The following is a 19,739-nucleotide window of genomic DNA, read 5'->3' on the forward strand; positions in this document are numbered from 1 at the left end:
AGTGGCTCAGTCCATGACTTAAGAAGTGTGACTGAGCTGTCATGCAAGCCTAAAGGCTGCATGCTATGCTCAAGCCAGGAAAATAAGGAAGAATGCCATGTCACTCGTGCGCTTGGAAAAAAATAACGGCATTGCCACTGTTACACTGAATCGTCCGGATAAACGCAATGCCATGAGCTTTGCCCTGCTGCGCGAACTGGTCGCGACTGCACAAAAAATCAAAAAAGATAAAAGCATCCGATGTGTGATTTTAACGGGAGAAGCCCAGGTCTTTAGTGCCGGTATTGATCTGGCAGATTTAAATAATCCTAAAAATCGTGCTTATGCCGCATGGGAACTGATCCGTCCGGGTCAAAGCTTATTTCAAAAAGCATTTCTGGTCTGGCAGGAATTGCCAGTCCCGGTGATTGCCGCAATGGAGGGCTTCTGTTTTGGTGCCGGGATGCAACTGGCATTAGCCGCAGATATCCGCATTGCCCATCCTGAGACCAAAATGTCGATTATGGAAACCCGCTGGGGACTGGTGCCAGACATGGGACTCAGCCGCTCCCTGAAAGGCCTGATTGGTATTGATCTGGCCAAAGAGCTGACCTTAACTGCCCGGATTTTTGATGGTGAATATGCCAAAGAAATCGGTCTGATCACCCATGTCGATGAACAGCCACTAGGAAGAGCACAAGCCTTGGCTGAAGAAATGCTGCAACGTTCTCCAGATGCGCTGATGGCCTCTAAATTTGTACTGGATGCCATGCAGCATCGTCCAAATAAATCCTTGCGTATGGAAAAAATATGGCAGCTGAAATTATTACTGGGTAAAAACAGTCAATTGGCCCGTAAAAAGGACAAAAACCCAGAGGTTCAGTTTGTACCGCGCCAATACAAATAAACCCAGTCTGAATCTAGGAAAGGAATAAACCAAAGCATGCAGTTGAATCGCGATACTAAAATTGCCTTTTTAGGTATGGGGCTGATGGGCACTCGCATGGCCACACGTCTGCTTCAAGCAGGTTTTCAGGTGGCAGTCTGGAACCGCACACCATCTGCCTGTGAGCCCTTGCTGGATCTAGGTGCAACTACGCTATCTTTGGATAAGATTACAGATTACCCGGTGATTCTGACCTGCCTGGCAGATGATCAGGCAGTGCAATCTGTTTTTGCTCAGATCGAACCGTATTTGGTTGCGGAGCAAGTGATTGTAGATTTCTCCAGCCTTTCAGTACAGCAAACCCAAATACTTGCTGCACAAGCACAGGCTAAGAAAGTAACCTGGATTGACTCTCCGGTTTCAGGCGGTACAGTTGGAGCCGAACAAGGCAGTCTGGTGATTTTTGCCGGTGGTGATGCCACGACGATTGAAAATCTTAATCCGATCTATGCAGTACTTTCCCAGCGTGTCACCCGTATGGGGGATACGGGTACCGGTCAGGCGACCAAAATCTGTAATCAGCTGATTGTGGCTGCCAATAGCACCCTGATTGCAGAAGCGGTTGCCTTGGCTGGACTTGCGGGGGTGGATACCCGTTTACTCGCGCCTGCGCTGGCGGGTGGTTTTGCCGACTCCAAGCCTTTTCAGATTCTGGCACCGCGTATGGCCACGCAAACTTTTGAACCGGTGCAATGGAAAGTACAGACCTTATCCAAGGATCTGAATAATGCCGTGCAACTGGCACAAAGCTTTGACCTGGATGTTCCGGTGGCGACTCAAGCTTTAACGCAGTTACATGCTCATCAAGCCCAAGGCTTTGCCGAAGCAGATCTGGCTACTGTAATCCAGCAACTAAAACATTCATAAAGCTTGATTGATGCGGCCTTGAATATTGAAGAGAAAGACATGATTAAACTTGCCGTCAACCTGTCGATGATTTTTACCGAAGTACCGCTGATCGAACGTTTCGCGCTGGCTCGTGCACAGGGCTTTAATCATGTGGAAATCCAGTTTCCTTATGAACTTACGATTGGCCAGATTCAAAACCAGCTCAGCACCCATCAGCTAAACTTGTGCCTGATTAATGTGCCGGCAGGTGATTTAATACAGGGCGGTCATGGTCTGGCTGGCATTCCAGGACAGGAAATCGAGTTTCGTCATGCGGTTGAGCAGGCTATCCAGTATGCTACCGCATTGAATGTACCTCGGGTGAACATTCTGGCAGGAAAACAGCCTAGGGATTGTGATCTTTTACCCTGCCTGAATACGCTGGCGAGTAACCTAAAAATGGCCTGTTCAATGCTGCTTGAGCATCAAATTGAACCGGTCTTCGAAATGATCAATGGCACCGATATGCCACGTTTTTTGATTCAAAATGTTGCCCAAGCCCAGGAAATGCTGGAAGCGGTACATCATCCGGCCTTAAAAATGCAGTACGACTGTTACCACATGGCAATGATGGGCGAAGATGTCTTAGAAACTTTGCAAGAAAATATTGCCTCGATTGGTCATATCCAATTTGCGGATTGTCCGGGACGGCATCAACCCAATACGGGTTCAATTCAATATCATGATATATTTCAGTGGTTAAAACATAGTCAATATCAAGGTTATGTCGCTGCCGAGTATAAACCTAGCGGACATTCCAACGATTCCTTTGACTGGAAAGCTGAGTTCTTTCCGGAGCATGACTGAGTGGACTGCGGCTTCATTTGAAATTCAGGACTAAAACCGCTATATTAGACCATGCATAATTGTTAGGAAATTACACTCCCCATGAATTTAGAACCATCGCCCAGCGCTTCTAATTCTCACGATCTTACTATGAATTCAAATTCTCAAGCTGTACAGAACTGCTTAAAAGTGGTACATGCTGCACTTGAAGATGTAAAAGCAAAAGAAATTGTTGAGCTTGATGTCAGCGGTATCAGTAATGTGGCTGATGCTATGGTCATTGCAAGCGGTACATCGACACGTCACATCAAATCATTGGCCAATAACGTTGCTGAAGAAGCACGTAAAGCTGGCTTCCGCCCTCTTGGTATTGAAGGCGAACGTGATGCTGAATGGATCCTCATCGACCTTGGTTATGTGGTGGTTCATTGTATGCTTCCAACAGCGCGTAAATTCTATGACCTAGAAAGCTTATGGCGCAATCCTACAGATACTGACTCTGTAGCGTAAAAACCGAATATTCAAAAAAGCGACCTGTGTAGGTCGCTTTTTTATTGCCTGTTCATCCAACTTTATAAGCGTTAATACCACTCAATCTGTTCGCTATTTTTCTTTAATTTTCATCTTGTCTTATGCACCGATTTGATTGGTATTTTAGGATCAATTCATCATCAACATAGACGTTCGATGATCACTCAATCATCCTTTTCCCAAGATATAAAATAAAAAATCCCCCTTTATTAAAAGGGGGACTTAGGAGGATTCTAATGATTTAGATGATTAGTGACCCGTACCATTAATGGCTTTAGTCATATCTTCCACCACTTTCTTGGCATCACCAAAGATCATCATGGTCTTGTCATTATAGAACAAGTCATTGTCGAGACCCGCATAACCGGTTGCCATAGAACGCTTGATCACCATAATCGTACGTGCCTTATGGGCTTCCAGAATTGGCATACCATAAATTGGCGATGTTGGATCATCTTTCGCCGCAGGGTTCACAACGTCGTTCGCACCAATCACTAGCACCACATCTGTTGCCGGGAAGTCCGAGTTGATCTCATCCATTTCCAGGATGTCTTCATACGGTACGTCCGCTTCAGCAAGTAGTACGTTCATATGACCTGGCATACGACCTGCTACAGGGTGAATCGCAAAACGAACCGTTACGCCCTGCTCTTTTAGCAAGTTAGCCAATTCTTTTACCGCATTTTGTGCACGGCCTTGCGCCATACCATAACCCGGTACAATCACCACGCTGTCTGCATTTGACATCAGGAAGCCTGCATCATCTGCCGAGCCAGAACGGTGATTACGTTGGACCTGTTCACCTGCTCCTGCTGTCGGCGCAGCTGCACCGCCCATCGCACCGCCAAACAAAACGTTGATGATTGAGCGGTTCATCGCTTTACACATGATGTAAGACAGAATAGCACCTGAAGAACCCACCAGTGAGCCTGCAACGATCAACATGTTGTTTTCTAAGGTAAAACCAATACCAGCTGCTGCCCAACCCGAGAATGAGTTGAGTAGCGATACCACCACTGGCATATCACCGCCACCGACTGGTGCAATCCATACCCAGCCGAATGCCAGTGCAAGACCTGTCATTGCCCAGAACGAAGTCATATTACCCATCAGGAAGAAGTGAATACCAAAACCTAACATTGCAATAAAGATAATCGCCTGAACCGGTTTCACCCATGCACCTGAAATGGTTTTTGCCCATTTCTTCGCGGCCAGTTTGCCATAAGCAAAGACTGATGCTGTAAAGGTAATCGCACCCACGAAACAGCCTACAAACAGTTCAAATAAATGAACACGGCTCATTTCATGGAAATTTACCCCATTAGCAGCCAATAGGTCTGGACCAAGTTCAATCAGTTTGTTGTTGTGAATAATGGCAGCAACGGCGATCAAGACCGCAGCCAGACCCACCAATGAGTGCATTAGCGCCACAGTTTCAGGCATCTGGGTCATTGGAACTGTGCGTGCACGGGCAATACCCACGATTGCACCCAGCACCATTGCACCAATAATCATCCAGACCACCGGATTCTCAGCCACAAAGAAGGTAGTCACGACCGCAATGGCCATCGCGATCATTCCGTAACGGTTACCGGCAATCGCAGTTTTAGGACCTGATAAACCACGTAGCGTCAGGATAAAAAGAACGGCACCAATCAGGTAGAACCAATCCGCATATTCTCGAATCATTTCCATGGATTAACCCTCTTTTTTCTTTTGCTTAGGTTTAAACATTTCCAGCATACGTGCAGTCACTGCAAAGCCACCGAAAATATTAATGCTCGCCAGGAATACTGCAATCGCGCCAAGTACGCTCACCACGTTAATGGTCTGGAAATCCACGCTACCTTCAACGCCGATCACCGGCAGGCCAACGGTCTGAATCATTGCACCGACAATAATGATCGATGACAAGGCATTGGTGACCGCCATCAACGGCGTATGCAATGCTGGTGTTACACCCCACACCACGTAGTAACCTACGAAAATGGCAAGGACAAAAATCGTAATTGTTTCAACCATCAGTCTTCTCCTTAACCACGTTTCAGCAGCACTTGGCCGCCATGAGTGACGAGTAGGGCTTTTTGAATTTCTTCTTCTTGATTCAGGACAAAATTCTTATCTGCATCAAATAGTGTTTCAACGAAGTTAAATACGTTACGAGCGTATAAAGCAGAGGCTTCAGTTGATACAGTCGACGGAATATTTGGAATGCCGAGAATTTTGACGCCGTTGTCGGTATGGACTGTTTCGCCACATTTTGAACCTTCGACGTTGCCGCCAGATTCTACTGCCATGTCCAGAATCACTGAACCCGGTTTCATTTTCGCAACTGTTCCAGCACGGATTAAACGCGGTGCATCACGGCCCGGTAAAAGCGCTGTGGTAATCACGATGTCAGCATTTGATACCGCTTTATCAACAATTGCAGCCTGATCGCGGATGTATTCTTCACCCGGCATCCAGCCATAACCATTTTTGGCAGCATCTGCAGCTTTTTGCTGCTCTTCAGCAGACATCGGTACGTCTAACCATTTACCGCCCAGAGATTCAACCTGATCTTTGGCAGTTGGACGCAAGTCTGTGGCTTCAACGATGGCACCTAAACGTTTTGCAGTGGCAATCGCTTGCAGACCCGCTACGCCGACACCCATGATCACCACACGAGCCGGTTTAACCGTACCCGCAGCAGTCATCAGCATCGGGAACATGCGCTGGTATTCAGCCGCAGCCAAAAGCACCGACTTGTAACCTGCAAGGTTGGCTTGAGAAGACAAGACATCCATGTTCTGCGCACGAGACAAGGTTCGTGGCAAAAGTTCCAATGCAAATGCAGACACGTTTTGTGCCGCGAATTGGTCAAGCTCAGTATTACGGTAAGGATCAAACATTGCCACGATAGTGGTGTTCGGGTTGAGTTTTTGAATTTCCTCACCTTTCGGTGCACGAACTTTTAAAATCAACTGACTGCCGGTATAGGCATCATCCGTAATTTTGGCACCAACTTGTTCATAGGCACTATCGATATAGGCAGCTTTAACACCTGCACCACGTTCGATAATCACGCTATGTCCTGCGCTGATCAATTTCTTTACTGTCTCTGGCGTCGCAGCGACGCGATTTTCACCGACAACAGTTTCGGCTGGAATTCCGATCTGCATGAGCGTTCCTCAAGCTAATTTTTCTTAAGTAAACATCGTGTAAACGATGCTTCCCCTCAGGATGTGTTCTTGTTGAATTTTTGGATTCTAATCAAACTGTTTGAAATTACCACCTACTATTTATTTAATAAATACCTATATTTTGAACTGATGATTCATAAAAATGATGCTGTGATAACACATTCATTTAATTCAACGGCTATTCATATTCGATGCTTTTATAAACGATATTCATTCCGCTGAATGAAATATCCAGATTTTGCTGATATAAATAAGCGCAGATTTCTGATTTATTTTGTTACATTGATGATTCTGACAATGATTGCTGTATTTCTTGATTCAGAAGCAGACTTTCAATTTCTCTAGTCCCTATAGATAGCGGCACTTTAGCTGCGTCGTTTTTTTAGTTTTGACTTTTTTGACAGATTTAGCACTCAAGCAAGAGCACTGTTTTTAGATGTTAAAATCTTATTTTATGAAATGATAGAATTTGTTTTGAGCAGATCTTCATCAGACAAAATTGATAGATCTGACAAAAAATAATCGCCAAAATTTTATAAGACCCAAGTCTCAAACAGTCAGATAAAGGGTAGAAAAAAACCTTGCGTACTATTTATTATATTAATGTACTGAACTTGATTCAAAATGGGAAATCCCATTTTTGCACCAAATTTGCGCAACAAAATAGCGTAAATATTCCACTTTTTTGGCTGAGTGCTCCTTTTTTATTGTTTCTAGATCAAGCTGCGCTTTAATGAAGCAACCCCATTATCAAAAGATAAAAAATTCTGCAAACATTCACTCATATTTTCTATTTAAAATTGCACTTCTTTCTTTAAGCTGCCTGAGTTCTAACGATTTTCAATGCTGGCAATATTTCTCTACTTTTAAAGCGAGAACTTCTGGCCTATAGTGCCCTCAATTTGAACATTATTCTTATTCCTCATTTCAATTCTTCCGGTCTGAATACAAGGTTAGCCCTATGCACACGCCTCTCGATATTAGTCAAAATAAGCCCTTATTATGGCTGATGGCGATTGCATGCGGCTTATGTGCCGGCGCTAACTATTATTGCCAGCCGCTGATTTCATCGATTCAGCAGTATTATCAGGTGCCTGAATCACAAGTAGCGCTCACCGTCACCTTTGCTCAAATCTCTTATGCCTTGGGTCTGCTGTTTATTGTGCCTTTAGGGGACATGCTAAATAAAACCAAACTGATCCCCTTTCTCATGCTGGGTGCGGCAGCAGGTTTATTTATTTGTGCCAGTGCAGTGAATCTGCCGATGCTCTGGGTCGGCACTATCATTGCCGGACTGTTTTCCGTGGCTGCACAGATTCTGATTCCCTTGGCCACCATGGCGGTCAAACCGGAAAAAACCGGAGAAGTGGTGGGCTTCCTGATGAGCGGATTACTGGTGGGCATTCTGCTCTCAACCAGTATTGCCGGATTATTTTCCGACCTGTTTCACTGGAAAATGATTTATATCGTCAGTGGCATAAGTATGCTGGCCTTAAGTTTTTATTTGAGAGGAAAACTACCGAGCCTGCCACGTCTGAGAATCAGCTATACAGCGATTTTTAAATCTATGGGGATATTACTCAAGCAGGAACCACGACTGGTTTTGCGTTCACTTACAGGTGCGTGTGCTTTTGCTGCCATGAGTATGTTGTTCTCCACCATCGCTCTGCTGTTGACACAGGAACCTTTTCAGCTTTCTGATGTCATGGTCGGACTGGTCACGCTGGTCGGTGTATTTGGCGCACTTTCTACGCAGTTCATTGGTAAATGGGCCGATCGTGGCCATATCAAAATACTGAGCTGGATCGGCTGTTCTATCCTGATGGGGAGCTGGCTGTTTTTATACTTTGGTGCGGTATCCTTGCTCAGTTATATTCTCGGTTATGGACTGATAAATCTCGGGCTCGCAATTACGCACAGCTGTAACCAGAACGTGATTTTCCGCCTGCGCCCGGATGCCAAATCACGGGTCAATTCACTGTATATGACCTTGTATTTTATTGGTGGTGCATGTGGTTCAGCCTTAGGGGTTTATGCCTGGCATCACGGTGGCTGGAGCATGACCTGTCTGGCAGGACTCGGGCTAGCTCTGTGTGCCACCCTATTCGCCCTGCTGGATCAATGGCATCAGGCTAAGACAACCGCATAAGTATTTTACCTCTATTTAGCTGACTTGCGCCGCCGGATAATAAGGCTTATTCAGATCAAGAGTTTGTGAATTTTCCAATAAAATACAGATAAAAACCGGCAATAAGGCTGCCAGAATCCGGCAGCTTTCCTCTAATGATTTATAATTCAGCGAGCTGTGATACGTGGCGCCACCCTGCATTATCTGATGGTGCAAGGTAGATAAACGCTGAAATATTCCAGCTAAAATTTCGATAGAATTTCGTTCTTTTAAAGCATTCTCTATATTCTGTTTCTGTGCTTCCAGATCAGCTTGACAGCTTTCCAGACTAATTTTCTGATGACGATAATCCCAAAAGCTTTGTTCCACATAGGGATTGGCCAAGAGTGAGCAGATCGGCTGGTTATATTTTTCCCAGAGAATATGATTAATTTTCTGATCCAGATCCTTTTGGCAGAGTGTTTCCAGAAACTGCTGCAGTTTGCTCTGATCTTGAACCAGATCACGTTCATCTGCATAAATCGCCTGAAAGCTGATCCACAGGCTGATAAACTTAAAATCCAGATCCTGATCCAGGTCTAGCGATTTTTTAAACCAGCCTAAGCCCCGATGAATTCTTAAATTAAAATGTGCCGAATTTTGTGCTTTATGGCTTTTATAAATTTCCTCCAATAACAACATGATTATTCTCCTTATTTCTAGCGTTTTTATCTTCATCTTTCTCCTATCAAAATATACCATTCCAACCTGACTGGGAATTCCAATTTTATTTCTTGTTTCATTCCTCGGATTTACCGGGCTAGCTTAAGTTCGCCGGGTGGTTTTTCTGATTTTATGCTAGTATTACACCCTCTTTTTGCGACGTCAGCCGATCCGGTTTTAGCCAAAAACCAATCGCTGAGTGCTCGCATGAATTGCTTCTTCTTTCTTCCATTTCGTTAAAGCGTGATTTTGAATGACTGATCTGAACACCATTGAAAATAAACTTCAACCACGAATCAGTGTTGCGCCGATGATGGATTGGACCACCAAAGACTATCGTTTCTTTGCACGTCTGTTTAACCCGAATGTGATTATGTACACTGAAATGGTCACCACAGGTGCGATCATTTATGGTGATGCCAAACGTCATTTGGACTTTAATGCGGAAGAGCAGCCAATCGTTTTGCAACTCGGCGGCTCGAATCCAAAAGATCTGGCAATCTGTACCAAGATGGCGCAGGACTGGGGCTATAACGAAGTCAATTTAAATGTAGGTTGCCCAAGTGACCGGGTACAAAATAATAAAATTGGTGCCTGTCTGATGGCGGAGCCTGATCTAGTCGCAGAATGTATTACTGAAATGCGTCATGCGGTGGATATTCCAGTGACCGTAAAACACCGGATCGGAATTGATGATATGCAATCTTATGAAGAGATGCTGCATTTTGTCGATACCGTGGCCAAAACCGGCTGCAATAATTTTATCGTGCATGCGCGGATTGCCTTATTAAAAGGTCTATCACCTAAAGAAAACCGCGACGTGCCACCCCTACGTTATGAAGATGTCTACCGTTTAAAACAGGATCGTCCTGATCTGCTCATCGAGATCAACGGCGGAATTAAAACCTATGCCGAAACGCTGGAACATCTCAAACATGTGGATGGCGTGATGATTGGCCGCGAAGCCTATCATAATCCTTACTTACTGGCTGAACTGGGCCAGTTATGGAATCTGGATGCACCAGACCGTTTTGACATTATGCAACAGATGCTGCCTTATATTGCCCAGCGCATGGCCGAAGGTGCACCTTTATCCATTATTACCCGTCATATTTTAGGACTGTTCCAGAATTTGCCGGGTGCACGTAAATGGCGTCAGGCTTTAAGCGGTGGTAATGCCAAAACCTTGAAAGATGTAGAGACTGCACTTTTTAATATTCAGGAAGCGATGCAGCGTACCGAAGATTATGTACGTGAACATCAACAAGTTGAGTCCTAAACACAAAAAGCACCAATGATCGGTGCTTTTTTATAGCGATTGCGCATGAGTTATTGCGTATACGCCGTGATATTACCGACCGGAATTGGCTCTTCCTGATAAGAAACATCTTGTAATGCGGGTTCAGCCACTGGTGTAATCAGAGAGCCGGAGACATTCTGGTTCGGTTCATCTACAGGTTCTAGATCATCCAAGGCTGAGGCCAGTTGCTGTAATTCTCGATCCAGTTGCTGACGATATTTTTCAATTTCAATTTCATCAATAAAAGCAAAGGCATCATCTTCAATCGACCAACTATACCCGCCATCTACCTTAAAGACTTTTACATGAATGGGATATTCCTCGCCCTGATAATTCAGATGAGAAATGGCCTGAAACTCATTCCCCTGACGCTGGACAATTTTGACCTTTTTCACGGTAAACCGATAGTGTTGATAATCTCGATTGGAATTAAATTCACGTTGCATCTGCGTTTGAATATTTCTGGCCAGTTCATCCATCGAGACAAAATAACTGCATCCAGCCAGACAGGCGACCATCCATAACATCATGATTTTTTTCATAGCGCCCCCTCTTTTTTCTTTCCACTTCCTGCTTATAGCCGATATATGCAGTATTTTTATCTTTGCTTATTCTGTGATCCATTTTATGCTTTTTTGCAAAAACAATAAACAAACAGCGCTTCGATTAAGACTAAATATTTATGGTTTCTATAGTTTTTTTGAATTAATGATAAAAAATCAGCTATAAAAAAACCCTGATGGATTCAGGGTTTTTTCGATACAGATCGTTTTAAAAATCATCATCACTGGATGGATCACGATGTAAGGCATCATGAATGGCTTCGATCAACTGCTGGGCAATCTCCTGCTTGGAGGCTTTTTCCAGATCACGTTTGTCTAGCTGATAATGCTCGGCAAAGAATACTGTCATGGCATTTTCATCCGAAGCAAATCCGATATCTGCACGTGATACATCATTGCAGGCAATCATATCCAGCTTTTTCGCGACCAGCTTTCCGGCAGCATATTCTTCAATATTGCGGGTTTCTGCAGCAAAGCCGACCATAAATGGACGTTTTTCCTGCTGGGCAATGGTGGCGACAATATCCGGATTTTTCACCAAGGCGACATTCAGTTCATCACCGGCTTTCTTGATTTTATGCTCGGCTACTTCTGCCACACGATAATCGGCTACTGCAGCTGTCGCAATAAAGATATCGCAACCATTTTCCAGCATTTGCATGCTTTCATTCAGCATTTGTACGGCAGAAGAAACATTCTTACGTTTTACGCCATTCGGGGTATCCAGACTGACCGGACCTGCGATCAGGGTGACATTTGCTCCGGCTGCATAACAGGCTGCAGCCAGTGCAAAGCCCATTTTCCCGGTACTGTGATTGGAAATATAACGCACCGGATCAATCGCTTCGCGAGTCGGGCCTGCGGTAATCGTGACTTGTTTACCCGCAAGCAGGCCAAATTTTTCCGCAATCGCACGTTGAGCTTTATGAAAATATTCAGTCACCTGTCGGGCTAAATCTTCCGGCTCAGGCATCCGACCCAAACCTACATCCCCACAAGCCTGTGAACCCGCGTCCGGCATGATCACATGCACACCATCTTCGATCAGTGTCGCAAGATTACGCTGCGTTGCTTTGGCTGCCCACATTTGCTGGTTCATGGCAGGTGCTACCCAGACGGGTGCTTTTGTTGCCAGATATAAAGTACTTAAGAGATCATCAGCCAGACCTGCTGCGAATTTTGCCAAGGTGTCACAGCTGGCCGGCGCTACTAGCAACAGATCTGCCCAACGTGCTAGCTCGATATGGCCCATGCCGGCTTCTGATTCAGTATCCAGTAATTCGGTATGTACGGGATTGCCCGATAAGGCCTGAAAGGTTAAAGGTGTAATAAAAGCCTGTGCACCGTGAGTCATGACGACCCGCACATTAAATCCGGCATCTTTCAAACGGCGGACCAGAATTGCACTTTTATAGGCAGCAATACCGCCAGTGACGGCCAAAATGATATTTTTATGAGGAATTACACTTAGATCAAAGCTCACGAACAGATTACCTCGCTGTTGCAGTGGGGCTCACAATAGCATTAAATAATCGCATTCCCAAGAGATCGGCTTGCGGGAAAACTGATAATTCATAATAAATAAGTCTAATAACTATGCAATTTTCTATTAAAAACTGGCCGAAACAAGAACGGCCGCGAGAACGCTTAATTCAATATGGCGCAGAAAGTCTGTCCGATGCCGAGCTACTGGCTATTTTTCTACGCTCCGGTTCCCAGCAACATTCGGCAGTTGATCTGGCGCGTTTGCTGATTCAGCATTTTGGTCATTTGACTGCGTTGCTCGATGCACCTTTACAGGAAGTCAGCCAGTTTCATGGCATGGGCATCAGTAAATATACTCAACTGATGGCCGTCAAGGAACTCGGACGGCGTTACATAGCCGAGCACCTGAAACAGGATGCACTGGAACTTACCAATTCCAAGCGGCTGAGAGATTACTTACGTTTTGAACTGCTCGGTGAAACTCAGGAAGTGTTTGCCGTGCTGTGTCTGGATGCCAGTTTAAGAAAAATTGCCTTTAAAAAACTGTTTTATGGCTCCATCAATGCATGTGATATTTCCATTAATCAATTGCTACGTTATGCGATTAGCCAACAGGCGACCTCAATTGTCATTGCACATAATCATCCGCTGGGCCGGCCCTCTCCCTCCAAGGCTGACCTAGTGTTAACCCGTCAGATTCAACAGGCCTGCCAGCTAGTGGATATCCATCTGATTGACCATTGCATCATCGCCTTGGAAGGCAGCTTTTCCTTTGCTGAGCAGCAACTCATCAAACCGGAAATGCAGTATTGAATAGCACTTGACAAAGCAGGCACAACTCCACAAGATCATGAAAAAAATTGTGATGATTCCAATAAATGATCGTACGTGACCAGCCGACTGTTTTTAAACTGCTGTTTTCCTGGCGGGGGACGATTTTACCTAAAGTTTTGCCACCTTTAGGCGTAGTGATGCTGATGTCAGCCATCATCGGTGGCTTATCACATATTGGTTATTTTCATTTTCCAGAATTACCCCTGGTCGGCTTTACCCTGATTGGAGTGGTACTGTCGATCTTTCTCGGATTTAAGAACTCGGCCTGTTATGACCGCTGGTGGGAAGCGCGCAAACTTTGGGGAATTCTAATTGCCAATTCACGTCATTTTGACCGTGATTGCAGGATGCTGTCCCAAGGTCGCCGTGAGCGTGTGATTCAGCATGTGATTGTCTTTGCCAATGTACTCCGCGATCGCCTACGCCATCAAACAGCCAATCCGACTGAACTGGTTGAAACCAGCGGCATGAGCCAGCAGGCGGTGACCCAACTCTATCAGCAGGCCAATGCGCCGCAATATACCTTAAGCCTGATTCAATGGGAGTTAATGCAGGCGCTTAAAGAAGGTGAAATCTCCGATATCATCTATATGCAGATGAATAATCATGTCGCTGAACTAAGTATTGTCCAGACTGGTTGTGACCGGATTGCGACGACGCCTTTGCCTTTTGCCTATTCGGTCTTGCTCAATCGTACCGTCTATTTTTTCTGTTTTATTTTACCTTTTAGTTTAGGTTCAACGCTTGGTCTGTTTACTCCTTTACTGGTTGGAATTTTGGCTTATACCTTTTTAGGATTAGATGCTCTAAGTTCGGAAATTGAAGAGCCTTTTGGTACTCAGAGTAATGACTTGCCGCTGGACTCGATGGTACGTACGATTGAAATTGAACTGTTAGGGACTTTAGGTAAACCGACGCCACCACCGATTCAGGCTCAAGATCATAATTTGCTTTAATTTATAATTCTCTCCTCGCCCTTTGTTATTAGTAGCGAAGGGAAAATCTTCTCTCAAATGAAAAAGATCGAGGTAAAGGAATGACTAAACAAAACTCTCCCAAATCCCGACCTGCCCCGGTTTAAGACTCGGGACATTGCCCAGTTTAATCCAGGGCATATGATCGCCATGAAAATCACTACCAATCGAAACTTTTAGCGCGTGTTCAGCAATCATTCGATCCACCATCTGCCGGGTGGAACTTGGCTCAATCGCCGGTGGTAGTTCCACCGCATCTCCACCAAACTTGGCAAAGATCTCAATCAGGTAGCGGATATTGGTCGCAGATAAATCATATTTAGTCGGATGTGCCAGCACGGCGAATCCGCCACTTTCATGAATCACCTGAATGGTGTCTTCAAGACTCAAGCCATCAAATTTGACATAGGCTTTCTTGCCTTCCTTAATATATTTATCAAAAGCCTGTTGTGCACGGGTCACAATCCCCTTTTCTACCAGCGTTTTGGCAATATGGGTGCGTGTCACCCGATCAGGGATATTGTCGACTTTGGCCAGTACATCTGCATAAATATCCTCACCAATTAAAGGAGCCAGCAGATCACAAATCTGTTTAGAGCGTTCAGCCCGGATTTTCTTTTGCTGATTGAGGGCTTTTTGTAAAGGCTCAGGATTTTGCATATTTAGGGCGACGATATGCACGCCATAGTTTTTTTTGGTGGCAGGACGTGACCACTGGCTGGATATTTCCACCCCCGAAATGATCTTAATCTCATGATTTTTAGCGGCTTCCTCAGCCAATGCCAAACCGTCCATGGTGTCATGATCCGTCAGGGCCAAAGTATGGACAAGTTTTTCCACAGCCGCTTCGACTAATTGCTGAGGACTGAAAGTTCCATCAGAAATATTACTATGTGTATGTAAATCTACGCCGTGCATCTCTATACTATGACATTTATTTGATCAGATTTAGATACTCTAACATGAAAGCACTTTTAGACTTTGTGCCACTCATTATTTTCTTTTATTTATATAAAACTGTAGATCCAAAAGACACTGACCATCAATTGCTGCAATTGATCGGTTCTGCGGGGGGTGTCGACAATAATAATATTCTTGTTGCAACCACAGGTCTGATTATTTCCATGCTGGTCGTCTATGGTGCGTTATTTGTCATGCAAAAATTCCGTCTGGACAAGCAGCAATGGATTGTCTTGTTTATGACGGTGATTTTTGGTGGTATCACCCTGATCCTCAGCGATGATTTTTATATCCGTCTAAAAGCCGTGTTACTGAATCTGGTCTTTGCCGGAGTCTTTTTCTTATCCCCTTGGTTTAGCAAGGATAAAAAGCCTCTGATCCAGCGGTTATTTGGTCCAGTATTCAATCTAAGTGAAAAAGGCTGGTTCAAGCTGAACTATGCTTGGGTTGCCATGTTCGTACTGATGTCATTTCTGCATACCTTTTTCGCCTATTTGTGGATGGATGGAAAATATTGGGGCGAATTTACCGCATTCGGTGACATGATCGTGATGTTTTCCTTTATCATTATTCAGTTTATTGTATTGCGCAAATACTTTAAGACCACTGAATAAGTCCAACTACAAACGATTGAGAGTCATCATGCCATTATTCGTCGTTAGCTGTACCGATCGGGAAGGTACAGTTGAAAAACGCCTCGCGATTCGTCCACAACATCTTGCACGTCTGGAACAGTTAAATGCTGAAGGTCGCCTGATTGTTGCAGGTGCCATGCCTAAAGATCCAGCCAATCCACAGGCCGGTTTTTATGGCAGTACCATTATTGTCGATTTTGACAGTCGTGAAGCGCTGGATACATGGCTACAGGATGAGCCTTTCTTAAAAGAAGGTGTGTACGAACACATCGATGTTAAACCATTCAATAAAGCATTCCCTCAAGGATAAGGTTCATGCGTGTTGTTACTGCCAGTATCATTGGCCTATGTTTTATGATTTCTCCAGTATGGGCAGTCGAAGTTGCGCCTGCTCCTGTGACTCAGGAAAATCAGACAGCACAACCTCAAGGGACAGCGGTGACTTCCCAAACCCAGTCTACGCCGAAACCTGCCATTATTCCTGCCGTAGCGACTTCTGCCCAGCCAGTGCCACCTGCCGAGAATAAACCTTTAACTGCAGAAGAAATCGCCAAGCTGAAAGCCCAGCAAGAGGCCAAGGTCAAAGCCTTGGTCAAAGATCAGGCCACCCGTTTGCAGCAACTGGAAAAAGCCAATCTGGAAGCACTATCGCAAAATCAGGAATTGCAGCTCAAGAATGACAACCTGGGTGTTCAGGTACAGGTGCTGCAAAGTGAACGCAGTGCGCAGATGTTCCTCTACGGTGCAGCAACATTGGCTGTCGGTGTATTGCTTGGCTTCCTGATCGCGAGCTATGTTTATACCAAACGTCGCCGTCAATGGTAAGCTATAGCCCTTCCCGATATCTTTAAGGTTGTACCCGTTTTGTCGCATGCAATTCAAACTGCCGATCTGGATTGGCAATTGGTGGATGGCATTGATGTGCCTGTGTCCAAGCAATTTGGTGATGTGTATTTTTCCAAAGACAATGGCTTGCTGGAAACCCGGCATGTCTTTTTAAATGGCAATGATCTCAGTATGCGTCTGGCAGATTTAAAACCTTTTGAATATTTCTGTGTCGGTGAAACGGGTTTTGGTACTGGTTTAAATATTCTGGCGCTGTGGCAGCTCTGGCAACAGGTGCGTCCGGACAATCACAGTCATCTGCATGCGATTTCAGTTGAAAAATTCCCTCTTTCTAAAACCGATCTGATTCGAGCCTTAAATGCCTGGCCAGAACTCAAGCCTTTAGCTCATCAACTCATCTCTCAATATCCGATGCCAATTGCCGGCTGTCATCGTCTCAGTTTTCCTGAAGAGCGATTCAGTCTGGATCTATGGCTGGGTGATGCACATGATGTTTTCCCGGTAATTGAAAAAACTGCGCCGGTGAACGCTTGGTTCCTGGATGGTTTTGCGCCTTCCTGCAATCCAGACATGTGGGAAGAAAATGTTTTAAATAATATTGTACGTTTATCCGAGATCGGTACCACTTTCGCCTCTTTCAGTGTTGCTGGCGTCTTAAAACGTGGCTTAAAAAATCATGGGATTTCAATTTCCCGCCCACGTGGTTTTAAGCATAAGCGTGAAATGCTGAAAGCGATCTGGAATCCCGCTGAGGAAAGCAACCCATCTTCAGCGCAGGAAACAACTCAAAAAAAAACTGAGCGAGATACAAAGACCAATATCAGACCTCGTCAAATCGCTGTGATTGGCGCTGGAATCGGTGGTTTAAGTAGCGCATGGGCATTCGCTCAACGCGGTCATCAAGTCACGATCTACGACCAGTCAGCGCCCCTCTCCGGAGGTTCTGGCAATCCACTGGCTTTGCTCAATCCCAAACTCTGTCCAGTTGAGCAAAGTGCAGAGCATTTAATGACCTTGGCTTGGCAACAGGCTCTGACGCACTATGCAAAATTCAAGGCTTTCCGCCCGATTCAGGTGAATCAGTTCGCCTTAAAAAATCCTGAACAGCTTTTAGGATTGGCAGATGAATATCCTGAAGAAATTCTGGCTGTACAAGATACAGAAGATCAGGAGATGCAAACTGCATTTCTAAGTTTAAAACTGTTAGAAGCTGGTGCGGTTTCACCGCATCAGTTACGTGATGAAATTTTGCAGCATGCTAATATTCAATACGAGCAGGCTAAAATTAGCCATATTGAAGCTGCTACAAAACCTCAGCTATTTTCAGATAAACAGGATCTGGGTGAATTTGATCATGTGATTGTCTGTACTGCGCGAGAAACAGCACAATTCTTTGCAGATTATCCAGTGTTGAAACCGATTCGCGGACAGGTGAGCTGGATGAATAATCAAGCCCAGCCTTTAAGTCAAAATATTGCCTATAGCTACGGCGGTTATTGTATGCAACTGGATGCTGAACATTTGATCTTGGGTGCTTCTTTTTATCCAGGTCGGGATGATATCGAGGTGTTAGCAGAAGACCATGTGCATAACTACGAACTGATCCACAGCGTATTCCCAGAATATGCAGCAACCCTGCCTGATGTCGCGACCTGGCAAGGTCGGGCTTCGGTTCGTGCGCAAAGTCAGGATTATTTCCCCCTGCTCGGTAAAATGAAAGCCGATGAGGAAATTTACAGCTTTGCCGGTCTAGGCTCCAAAGGCTTTTTATTTGCACCCTTGTGTAGTGAAATTCTGGCTGCCCAGATTCTCGGCGAAGCCTGTCCGGTACCATCAAGTTTAATAAAAAAACTCAGTGTGACCCGTTTTCAAAAGAAAGTTAAAACGAAGAAACCGTATTTTAAGCTACAAATTTAATTACTATTTTGAATGAATCCCCCTAAATCCCCCTTTAAAAAAGGGGGGACTTTTCTCTACTTTTATGAATAAATAGAATAGATGTAGCTCCTCCCTTTAGAAAAGGGAGGTTGGGAGGCATTAAATCTCACCCATTAAAAAAGCGCCTTGCGGCGCTTTTTTTTGACAGAATGCTTATACACCCTGTTCAAGCGGTAAGCCTGCATCACGGGCAGCACGAGTACCACCCATCAGAATGACATATTCACGTGAGCTGTCAAAACCCTCTAGTTTTTCCGCAGCACGTGGAGCTTTACTGCCCCCACCACACAAGATGTAAATGGGTTGATCCGCTGACACCTGAGTTAGGCTTTCTGCTGAAAGATCGTTAATGGGCTGATTCACCGCCCCTTTCACGTGTGCTTCAGCAAAAGCACTTGAATCGCGTACATCCCAGATAATTGCATTTTCTGGGAACTCAAATGTTGTAATTTCTTGTTTACGGATCATTGCGCACTCCTTTGATGTAAACAACACTTGGCAAATGAAGAAAACATCCCTAGCATCTCAGATATTCTTTCCCTTTGTAAAGGTCTAAACTATGCCTTCTTTCGATATTGTTTCTGAATTAGAAATTTTTGAAGTAAATCATGCAGTTCAAAACACCCAAAAAGAAATCGCGACCCGCTTTGATTTCCGTGGTCAGGACGTTTCTATTGAACTGAATGAAAAAAACAAGGAAATCAAAATCTCGACTGAAAGTGATTTCCAGTGTGAACAAGTCTATAGCATGCTGGAAAGTCATTTCTTTAAACGCAAAGTCGATATTCAGGCGCTTGACCCACAAAAAATGACAGCTTCTGGCAAAAATGTGATTCAGGTGATCAAGCTTAAAGATGGTCTTGACTCAGATACCGCAAAAAAAATTAATAAAGCCATTAAAGAAAGTGGGATTAAGGCGCAATGTTCTATTCAGGGCGACAAGATTCGTGTGACTGATAAAAAACGCGATACATTGCAGCAAGTAATGGCATTCTTGAAAGAACAGCAATTTGGTTTGCCTTTACAGTTCAATAACTTTAAAGATTAAGACAGCAACGTCTG

At 44.6% G+C, this 19,739-nt stretch carries 21 protein-coding genes; 13 read left to right on the forward strand and 8 right to left on the reverse strand.

What is annotated here, in order from left to right; all coding sequences use genetic code 11:
* Positions 1-97 precede the first annotated feature (97 nt).
* The 4 genes from Q9R21_RS11565 (at position 98) to rsfS (ending at position 3,109) form a co-directional block, all read left to right on the forward strand.
* The gene (locus tag Q9R21_RS11565) at positions 98-886 is read left to right on the forward strand and encodes a crotonase/enoyl-CoA hydratase family protein (protein ID WP_004733731.1); all 789 of its coding nucleotides are present in this window, start codon (positions 98-100) and stop codon (positions 884-886) included.
* A 36-nt stretch (positions 887-922) separates the two neighbouring features.
* Positions 923-1,792: an NAD(P)-dependent oxidoreductase gene (locus Q9R21_RS11570; protein ID WP_191112596.1), complete on the forward strand. Its 870-nt coding sequence runs from the start codon at positions 923-925 to the stop codon at positions 1,790-1,792.
* A 39-nt stretch (positions 1,793-1,831) separates the two neighbouring features.
* Positions 1,832-2,620, forward strand: coding sequence for a TIM barrel protein (locus Q9R21_RS11575; protein ID WP_311204532.1), 789 nt, complete (start codon positions 1,832-1,834; stop codon positions 2,618-2,620).
* A gap of 81 nt (positions 2,621-2,701) precedes the next feature.
* On the forward strand, positions 2,702-3,109 hold the full coding sequence (gene rsfS / locus Q9R21_RS11580) for a ribosome silencing factor (protein ID WP_311204533.1): 408 nt from the start codon (positions 2,702-2,704) through the stop codon (positions 3,107-3,109).
* Positions 3,110-3,379: 270 nt separating this feature from the next.
* On the opposite strand, the gene Q9R21_RS11585 is transcribed toward rsfS, so the two are convergent.
* Genes Q9R21_RS11585 through Q9R21_RS11595 form a run of 3 tightly spaced genes read right to left on the reverse strand, consistent with a single transcriptional unit; the run spans position 3,380 to position 6,291 of the window.
* Positions 3,380-4,825 carry an NAD(P)(+) transhydrogenase (Re/Si-specific) subunit beta gene (locus Q9R21_RS11585; RefSeq protein ID WP_311204534.1) on the reverse strand — a complete coding sequence of 482 codons (1,446 nt, stop codon included), beginning with the start codon at positions 4,823-4,825 and terminating at the stop codon, positions 3,380-3,382.
* Positions 4,826-4,828: 3 nt separating this feature from the next.
* Positions 4,829-5,152, reverse strand: coding sequence for a proton-translocating transhydrogenase family protein (locus Q9R21_RS11590; RefSeq protein ID WP_004281642.1), 324 nt, complete (start codon positions 5,150-5,152; stop codon positions 4,829-4,831).
* An 11-nt stretch (positions 5,153-5,163) separates the two neighbouring features.
* Positions 5,164-6,291, reverse strand: coding sequence for a Re/Si-specific NAD(P)(+) transhydrogenase subunit alpha (locus Q9R21_RS11595; RefSeq protein ID WP_311204535.1), 1,128 nt, complete (start codon positions 6,289-6,291; stop codon positions 5,164-5,166).
* A 982-nt stretch (positions 6,292-7,273) separates the two neighbouring features.
* On the opposite strand from Q9R21_RS11595, the gene Q9R21_RS11600 reads away from it, so the two are divergent.
* Positions 7,274-8,461: an MFS transporter gene (locus tag Q9R21_RS11600; RefSeq protein WP_005106075.1), complete on the forward strand. Its 1,188-nt coding sequence runs from the start codon at positions 7,274-7,276 to the stop codon at positions 8,459-8,461.
* Between the two features lie 15 nt (positions 8,462-8,476).
* Here Q9R21_RS11600 and Q9R21_RS11605 read toward each other — a convergent pair whose 3' ends face one another.
* Positions 8,477-9,121 carry a hypothetical protein gene (locus Q9R21_RS11605; RefSeq protein ID WP_005106074.1) on the reverse strand — a complete coding sequence of 215 codons (645 nt, stop codon included), beginning with the start codon at positions 9,119-9,121 and terminating at the stop codon, positions 8,477-8,479.
* 274 nt (positions 9,122-9,395) lie between these two features.
* Between Q9R21_RS11605 and dusA the strand changes: the two genes are divergently transcribed.
* Complete coding sequence (dusA, locus tag Q9R21_RS11610; protein WP_404976598.1) at positions 9,396-10,421, forward strand: tRNA dihydrouridine(20/20a) synthase DusA; 1,026 nt, start codon at positions 9,396-9,398, stop codon at positions 10,419-10,421.
* Between the two features lie 50 nt (positions 10,422-10,471).
* Here dusA and Q9R21_RS11615 read toward each other — a convergent pair whose 3' ends face one another.
* Together Q9R21_RS11615 and coaBC are read right to left on the reverse strand one after the other, a co-directional pair.
* Complete coding sequence (locus tag Q9R21_RS11615) at positions 10,472-10,984, reverse strand: hypothetical protein (RefSeq protein ID WP_004281611.1); 513 nt, start codon at positions 10,982-10,984, stop codon at positions 10,472-10,474.
* 229 nt (positions 10,985-11,213) lie between these two features.
* Positions 11,214-12,488, reverse strand: a complete 1,275-nt coding sequence (coaBC, locus tag Q9R21_RS11620) for a bifunctional phosphopantothenoylcysteine decarboxylase/phosphopantothenate--cysteine ligase CoaBC (protein ID WP_005106071.1) — start codon at positions 12,486-12,488, stop codon at positions 11,214-11,216.
* Positions 12,489-12,601: 113 nt separating this feature from the next.
* On the opposite strand from coaBC, the gene radC reads away from it, so the two are divergent.
* Both radC and Q9R21_RS11630 read left to right on the forward strand, forming a co-directional pair.
* The gene (gene radC, locus Q9R21_RS11625) at positions 12,602-13,303 is read left to right on the forward strand and encodes a DNA repair protein RadC (protein WP_005106070.1); all 702 of its coding nucleotides are present in this window, start codon (positions 12,602-12,604) and stop codon (positions 13,301-13,303) included.
* 65 nt (positions 13,304-13,368) lie between these two features.
* Positions 13,369-14,280: a bestrophin family protein gene (locus Q9R21_RS11630; protein WP_114541813.1), complete on the forward strand. Its 912-nt coding sequence runs from the start codon at positions 13,369-13,371 to the stop codon at positions 14,278-14,280.
* Positions 14,281-14,364: 84 nt separating this feature from the next.
* Here the strand turns inward: Q9R21_RS11630 and Q9R21_RS11635 are convergent, their stop codons facing one another.
* Positions 14,365-15,216: a PHP domain-containing protein gene (locus tag Q9R21_RS11635; RefSeq protein ID WP_311204536.1), complete on the reverse strand. Its 852-nt coding sequence runs from the start codon at positions 15,214-15,216 to the stop codon at positions 14,365-14,367.
* 44 nt (positions 15,217-15,260) lie between these two features.
* On the opposite strand from Q9R21_RS11635, the gene Q9R21_RS11640 reads away from it, so the two are divergent.
* From Q9R21_RS11640 to mnmC, 4 genes are read left to right on the forward strand one after another with little or no spacing between them, the layout of a single operon-like run.
* The gene (locus Q9R21_RS11640; RefSeq protein ID WP_086044473.1) at positions 15,261-15,872 is read left to right on the forward strand and encodes a septation protein IspZ; all 612 of its coding nucleotides are present in this window, start codon (positions 15,261-15,263) and stop codon (positions 15,870-15,872) included.
* 28 nt (positions 15,873-15,900) lie between these two features.
* Positions 15,901-16,203 carry a YciI family protein gene (locus Q9R21_RS11645; RefSeq protein WP_004281605.1) on the forward strand — a complete coding sequence of 101 codons (303 nt, stop codon included), beginning with the start codon at positions 15,901-15,903 and terminating at the stop codon, positions 16,201-16,203.
* A gap of 5 nt (positions 16,204-16,208) precedes the next feature.
* Entirely contained in the window at positions 16,209-16,718 is a 510-nt protein-coding gene (locus tag Q9R21_RS11650; protein WP_311204537.1) for a hypothetical protein, read from the forward strand.
* 39 nt (positions 16,719-16,757) lie between these two features.
* Positions 16,758-18,656 carry an FAD-dependent 5-carboxymethylaminomethyl-2-thiouridine(34) oxidoreductase MnmC gene (gene mnmC / locus Q9R21_RS11655; RefSeq protein ID WP_311204538.1) on the forward strand — a complete coding sequence of 633 codons (1,899 nt, stop codon included), beginning with the start codon at positions 16,758-16,760 and terminating at the stop codon, positions 18,654-18,656.
* 174 nt (positions 18,657-18,830) lie between these two features.
* On the opposite strand, the gene Q9R21_RS11660 is transcribed toward mnmC, so the two are convergent.
* Entirely contained in the window at positions 18,831-19,145 is a 315-nt protein-coding gene (locus Q9R21_RS11660) for a rhodanese-like domain-containing protein (protein WP_005101788.1), read from the reverse strand.
* Between the two features lie 91 nt (positions 19,146-19,236).
* Here Q9R21_RS11660 and Q9R21_RS11665 point away from each other — a divergent pair, with 91 nt between their 5' ends.
* A complete protein-coding gene (locus Q9R21_RS11665; protein WP_311204539.1) occupies positions 19,237-19,725 on the forward strand; it encodes a YajQ family cyclic di-GMP-binding protein in 489 nt (162 codons plus the stop codon).
* Positions 19,726-19,739: the final 14 nt, after the last annotated feature.

This window comes from Acinetobacter sp. RG5, from assembly GCF_031844265.1.
GTDB lineage: Bacteria > Pseudomonadota > Gammaproteobacteria > Pseudomonadales > Moraxellaceae > Acinetobacter.